The sequence below is a fragment of the Agromyces sp. P1_H4 genome (assembly GCF_056405255.1).
Genome location: NZ_JBFUCL010000226.1, coordinates 1 through 6,204 on the forward strand (window position 1 = coordinate 1; position 6,204 = coordinate 6,204).

The following is a 6,204-nucleotide window of genomic DNA, read 5'->3' on the forward strand; positions in this document are numbered from 1 at the left end:
GTGCCGGCCCGTTCAACGGGCCGGCACCTGCCTGGTTCGCTCAGTGCCGTCGAGCCGGCCGGATCCGACGCAGGACGAGGAACGCCGCACCGAGCGCCACCAGGAGCAGCGCGATCGTGGCGGTCGCAGTGCCCTCGACGCCGCTGTGCGCGAGTCCGGCGGACGCGCTCGACGAGGGCGGCGTCGTGACGGGCGGTTCGGTGCTCGGGAGTGTGACCTCGACCTCGTCCTCGTTGCCTACGACCGGCTCGCCGTCGGGGCCGGTCGCGGTCGCGCTCGCGGTCAGGTCGATGCGGCCGGCCGCGGCATCCGCCTCGGTCGTGATGTAGGTCGCCGTGCAGACGACGCTCTCGCCCGGTGCCACGTCGCCGGTCGGGCACACGATCGTGGGCACCCCACCGGTTCCGGTGAAGTTCACGCCCGTGATGCCCACGTCGCTCAGGGTGACGGTGCCGGTGTTCGTCACCGTGAAGGTGTACTGCACCGGCTGCCCGGCCCCGCTCACCACCGGGTTGTCCACGGTGATGTCGAGCTCCAGGGCCTCGACTCCTTCGACCTCGACCGTGGCCGGCTCGCTCTCGTCCGAGGTGACCGGGGTCTCCGACGGCGTTGCGCCGCTCGCCGTGGCGGTGTTGACGATGGGGTCACCCGCGTCGATGTCGGCCTGGGTCGCCACGTAGGTCGCGGAGCAGATCAGGTCGGCGCCCGGCGCGAGCAGCTCGACGGGGCACTCGATCGCCGATATCGCTCCGGTGCCCGTGAACTCGCCTTCGGCGACGGCAACACTGTGGAGCGTGACATTGCCGGTGTTGGTCACCACGAACGAGTAGGTGATCACCTGACCCGCCGCGGTCACCGTCTCAGGAGACGCGCCCTTCACGACGTCGAGGCCCGGCGCCTCGTCCACGGTCACTTCGGCCGTGGACTCGGGCGACTTGCCCGGCGGCGCGTTCGGCGGGGTGCTCGAGGCGGTCGCGGTGTTCGTGACGCCGCCCGCGTCGACGTCGGCCTGCGTCAACACGTAGGTGGCCGTGCAGGTGACGTCCTCGTCGGGTGCGAGGCTGGTCACGGGGCAGTCGATCCCCGAGATCGTTCCCGTCCCCGTGAACTCCTCGTCGTTCACACCGATCTCGGTGAGGGTGACGTTGCCGGTGTTCGTGATGAGGAACGAGTAGGTGAGCTCGTCGCCGGCCTGCGTGGCGGTCGTCGGGCTCACCGTCTTCAGGAGCGTCCATGCCGGTGCGGCCTCGATCGTGATCGGGAACTCCGACGGAGGTGCGCTCACCGGAAGCCCGACGGGCGTCGTCGCCGTCGCGTCAGCGGTGTTCGTGATGCCGCCCGCATCGACGTCGGCCTGGATGAGCGTGTAGGTGGCGGTGCACGTCACGTCGTCGCCGGGTGCGAGCGAGTCGACCTCGTCGGCGGGGCAGGTCACGGTCGGCGGGACGCCGTTGCCGGTGAACTCGAGCTCGGCGACCGCGACGTCGGTCAGGGTCACGTTGCCGGTGTTCGTGACCACGAACGAGTAGGTGATCTGCTGTCCGGCCTCCGTCGGGTCGTCGGGCGTGCCCGTCTTCACGATCGTGAGCGCCGGAGCCGGTGCGATCGAGATGGTCTCGGTGTCGGGCGGCGACGTCAACGGACCGCCGACCGGGGTGCTGCCACCGGCGGTCGCGGTGTTCGCCACGGACCCCCGGTCGACATCCGCCTGGGTCAGCGCATACGTCGCCGTGCACGTCACCGTCGCACCGGGCAGCAGGGTCGTCACCGGGCACACCACCTGGGACAACACGCCGGTTCCGGTGAACGCTGCGGCGTCATCCGTCACCGCGATGTCCTCGACCGAGACGTTGCCGGCGTTCCGCACCAGGAACGAGTAGGTCACCACCTGACCGGCCTGGGTGAACGGGCCGCCACTCGAGGTCTTGTCCAGCACCAGCTCGGGGTCGGCGTCCACGGGAATCGGCGCGTCATCGGGCGGCGACACGACCGGCGCACCGTTCGGGTCGGTGCCCGACGCGGTCGCCGTGTTGTTGACCCCGCCGTCGTCGATATCGGACTGCAGGACCGTGTACGTCGCCGAGCAGATCATCTGCGCCGTGGGGAGCAGCACCGGCGTGACCGGGCAGTCGACCGTCGGCACGGGGCCATTCCCGGTGAAGGTGCCCTCCACGACCTGCGGGTTCGCGATCGAGACATTGCCGCTGTTGGTGACCACGAAGGAGTACGTGATCTCGGCGCCGACGAGGAAGCTGGCGGCATCCGAGGGCGACGCGGACTTCACGATGGTGAGCGCTGGCGCCTGCGGCACCGGGACCGTCTCGACATCGGTCACCGGGGTCGGCACCTGGACCGCGGCGGCCGTGCCCGTGTTCACGACCTGACCGGCATCCGCCTCAGCCTGCGTCACCACGTGCGAGGTCGACAGCACGCAGACGCCCAGTCGAGGCACCGACGCGCAGGTCTGCGTGCCTCCGGTGAGCGAGTCGGACACGACGACGTCGGTCAGCGTGATGTCTCCCGTGTTCGCTGCGGTCAGCGTGTACGACAGGCTGTCGCCCACGCTCACCGTGCCCGAACCGTCCTCGTCGGCGTTGCCGGTCAACACCTTCACGATGGAGAGCGACGGGCTCTGCGGAACCGGCACGGTCTCCGTGTCGGTGACCGGCACGGGTGTCTGGGGCGACACGGCGGAGCCCGTGTTGACGACCTGCCCGGCGTCGGCCTCCGCCTGTGTGACCACGTGGGTGGTCGTGAGCACGCAGGTGCCGGCGACGGGCACGGTCGCGCAGGTCTGCGATGCGCCGGTCAGGGCATCCGACACGACGACGTCGTCGATCAGCACGTCACCGACGTTCGTCGCCGTCAGCGAGTAGGAGAGTGTGTCCCCAACGCTCACCGAGCCCGAACCGTCCTCGTCGGCATTGCCGGTCAGCGACTTGACCAGGCCGAGCTCGGGGCTTCCGGCCGTGTTCGTGACCGTGCACGTCACGACGTCGCCGATACCGAGCACGACGGACTTCGACGTGCCGGAACCGGACGGGAGCACCGTCGTGGAGGCGGTGTTCTCGTTCGTGCACGCCCACGACTCGACGTACTCGTCGAGCGGCGTCGAGCCCGCGCTGGGCGTCTCCGCGAGGGTGAACGGCTGCGAACCGGGCAGGAGCGTGATCGGCCCAGTCGTCGACGAGGTCGCGGCGCCGGTCGTCGCACTCCCGAGCACGGTTCCCTGCGCGGACGTGATCGTGGTGTCGAAGGAATCGCCCGGGTTCACCCGGCCATTGACCGCCTTGTTCAGTGTCAGCGTCGCCGTCTGGATTCCGAACACGGCAGCCTCGACGCCGGCACCGCCTCCGCCTCCGTCGGTCAGCGTGGTGAAGATGGCGGACGGATTCGTCGTGGAGAACACGGCGGTTCCGTATGCGCCGGGCACCGTCGGGGTGGTGCCATGACAGCGCACGACTTGGGTCCCGATGCCGGTGATCACCGCACCGCAACCGTATTGGGTCCGTGTGACCAGTGCCCACGGCGTGCCGTTCGTGTTGAAGACCACTTCCTCGTCGACGCGCGTCGACTCGCCGTCGCCCGACACCATGCCGAAGTTCGGCACCGCGACGCCCTGGGGGTCCCTCACCACGAAGTTGCTGATCCGGACGTTGGTCGACCCGACGGCGTTCCTGCCGATGATCGGTCTGCCGGTCACGCCGGGATAGACGCTCGGCCAGACGCCGGAATTGCTGCCCTGTGCGGAGACCGTGATGCCGCCCGCGTTGGCGCCCGACGTGTTGACGGTGAACGACGCGGTATAGCCCCCGGGGAGTCCGAGGCTGTAGGGCTGCCCTGCGGCCGAAAGGGCGGTCGCTGCGTTGAAGCCGGTGAAGTCGAGCCAGCAGATGGACGGAGCCTGGGGTCCCGCCGTGGCATAGCTGCACCCCGTGGCGGCCGCCGCTGCGACGGGTTCGGCGGCGATCGCCGCGAGCCCTTCGCCCTCGACGCTCATCGGCGCTACCTCGAACGGTGGCGTCTCGCCGTCAGCCGCGTCGGGCGCCGGCGCGTCCGTCGGCGGTGCCTCCGCCTCCTCGGCTCCGTCGTCGGTCGGCTCCGTGGACGGCGCATCGGTCGCCGGCGCATCCGTGTCGGGCGCGTCAGTGGCCGGGTCATCCGTGGCTGGGGCGTCCGTGGCCGGGGCATCCGTCGCCGGCGCATCGGTTGCGACCTCGCTCGGCGACGCGCCATCCGGCGGCGCCTCCGCCGACCAGGCGGCCCCGCCGCCCGACCACATGGCCGTGGCGAGCGCGAGGCCCGCCGCGAGCGCGGTGAACTGAAGAACCTTTCGGCTGCGTCCCCCCCGGGCACTACCGATCGTCCCTCGTGCGTGCATGACGGCCCCCTCACCGAGTGCAGCTGAGTACGGCTCACGCTAGCGCGCGGAGAGCATTCTCCGCTAGAGGTCCGCCGCCTGCTGATCCAGCGCCGCGCCGAGGTCCTCGCTCCGCATCCGCACGATCTCCCGCGACATCCGGGTGATCAGGTCGTACGGCACGGGCTTGGCATACGGGAAGTTCACCGTGTCCTTCTTGGAGCGGTGCGGTGCGACCTCGGCCTCGAGTGGGCCGTCGAACGCGGGCACCGGATAGAGGCCGACGTGCCGCTTCCACCCGGCGAAGTGGATCGCGTAGCGGCCGCCGAGCATGACCGCGCCCATCCCGTAGCGCACCTTCTCCTCGCCGCCGGGCACCCCCGCGTGGATCGCGGCCCGCACGCGCTCGAGCACCTCGCGAACCTGGGGCGGGAAGGACGCGACGTAGTCGTCGACGGTCTCGGGAGCGGCGGCCATGCCGGCAGTCTACGTCACTGAACCGAATGGTTCAATGACGTACCTGCAGCTCGTGGCAGCATGGTCGGATGGCGACTCCAGACCTCCGACTCGTCCCGAAGACCACCGAGCAGACCGCGGCCTGGCTGCCCGTCGCGATGACCGCCTACCAGCAGGCGCGGCAGCAGGCGGGCGAGGACGCCGAGCAGGCCGCCGCCGCCGCGCGCGCCTCGCAGGACCAGTTCTTCCCCGACGGGCGGCTCGTCGACGGCCACTTCCTGTTCACCGTGCAGGCCGACGGCGAGGACGCCGGCTGGCTCTGGCTCGGCCCGGTGAAGGACACGTCCACCTGGTACGTCTGGGACGTCGCCGTGCACGAGTCCTTCCGCGGCCGCGGCCTCGGCCGGGGGACCATGGCGCTCGCCGAGGAGTTCGCGCGATCGCAGGGGGCCACGACGATGCAGCTCAACGTGTTCGCCTACAACGAGCCCGCGATCGGCCTCTACGGGAGCCTCGGCTACGCCGTCACCTCGATGCACATGCAGAAGAAGCTCTAGGCGGTCACGCCGCTCGTGCCACCTTCGCCACTATTACGCCCCGGGTCACGCGCGGCTGACAGTCGCGACGGGCGTGGGTAGCGTCGGGGCATCCACCCCGAGATCGCCCGCGAGGAGCAGCCATGACGGCGACATCCGAGACCGGCCGCGACACCACGGCCCGCACGGCCGCGCGCGCCGACGCCTCGGCCGCCGCCCCGGTGGCGTTCCGCGGCGTGGGTCGCACCTTCGGGAGCGGCCCCGACGCCCGCATCGTGCTCCGGGACGTCGACCTCGAGGTCACGGCGGGCGAGATCGTCGCCATCCTCGGTCCGAGCGGATGCGGCAAGTCGACGCTGCTGCGCATCGCCGGCGGCCTCGACGCTCCGTCGGCGGGCGAGGTCGCGATCGATGGCACCGCGGTGGCCGCCTACGACCGGCGGTCGGCGGTCGGATTCCAGGAGCCGCGCCTCCTGCCGTGGCGCACCATCGCCGCGAACGTCGCCCTCGGCCYCCCCCGTGGCACGCCGCGCGCGACGGCCGCTGCCCAGGTCACCCGGCTGCTCGAGCTCGTCGGACTCGCTGACTCCGCCGGCCACCGGCCGCGCGAGGTCTCGGGCGGCATGGCGCAGCGCACCTCGCTCGCGCGGGCCCTCGCCCGCAACCCGGCCGTGCTCCTGCTCGACGAGCCGTTCGGCGCGCTCGACGCGCTCACGCGCCTGAAGATGCAGGACCTGCTGCTCGACGTGCACGCCGCCGAGCCCACCACGGTGCTCCTCGTCACCCACGACGTCGACGAGGCGCTGCAGCTCGCCGACCGGATCATCCTGCTCGGCCGCGACGGCGACGAGC

The 6,204-nt window shown here is 71.1% G+C and carries 5 protein-coding genes; 3 read left to right on the forward strand and 2 right to left on the reverse strand.

Annotated features, from left to right (window positions below):
- Positions 1-40: 40 nt before the first annotated feature.
- Positions 41-4,000, reverse strand: a complete 3,960-nt coding sequence (locus tag AC1DY2_RS13450; RefSeq protein WP_476762892.1) for a DUF7507 domain-containing protein — start codon at positions 3,998-4,000, stop codon at positions 41-43.
- A gap of 103 nt (positions 4,001-4,103) precedes the next feature.
- On the opposite strand from AC1DY2_RS13450, the gene AC1DY2_RS13455 reads away from it, so the two are divergent.
- Positions 4,104-4,325 carry a hypothetical protein gene (locus AC1DY2_RS13455; protein ID WP_476762893.1) on the forward strand — a complete coding sequence of 74 codons (222 nt, stop codon included), beginning with the start codon at positions 4,104-4,106 and terminating at the stop codon, positions 4,323-4,325.
- Between the two features lie 119 nt (positions 4,326-4,444).
- On the opposite strand, the gene AC1DY2_RS13460 is transcribed toward AC1DY2_RS13455, so the two are convergent.
- On the reverse strand, positions 4,445-4,837 hold the full coding sequence (locus AC1DY2_RS13460) for an iron chaperone (RefSeq protein ID WP_476762894.1): 393 nt from the start codon (positions 4,835-4,837) through the stop codon (positions 4,445-4,447).
- A 68-nt stretch (positions 4,838-4,905) separates the two neighbouring features.
- Between AC1DY2_RS13460 and AC1DY2_RS13465 the strand changes: the two genes are divergently transcribed.
- The gene (locus tag AC1DY2_RS13465; RefSeq protein WP_476762895.1) at positions 4,906-5,373 is read left to right on the forward strand and encodes a GNAT family N-acetyltransferase; all 468 of its coding nucleotides are present in this window, start codon (positions 4,906-4,908) and stop codon (positions 5,371-5,373) included.
- A gap of 122 nt (positions 5,374-5,495) precedes the next feature.
- Positions 5,496-6,204: ABC transporter ATP-binding protein (locus AC1DY2_RS13470; RefSeq protein WP_476762896.1), on the forward strand; the 709-nt coding region annotated here is incomplete at its 3' end.

What these genes read in the sequence shown, in the direction of transcription:
- AC1DY2_RS13450 (WP_476762892.1), bottom strand. Translation starts at nt 4,000, where the DNA reads ATGAGCGTCGAGGGCGAAGGGCTCGCGGCGATCGCCGCCGAACCCGTC.
- AC1DY2_RS13460 (WP_476762894.1), bottom strand. Translation starts at nt 4,837, where the DNA reads ATGGCCGCCGCTCCCGAGACCGTCGACGACTACGTCGCGTCCTTCCCG.
- AC1DY2_RS13465 (WP_476762895.1), top strand. Translation starts at nt 4,906, where the DNA reads ATGGCGACTCCAGACCTCCGACTCGTCCCGAAGACCACCGAGCAGACC.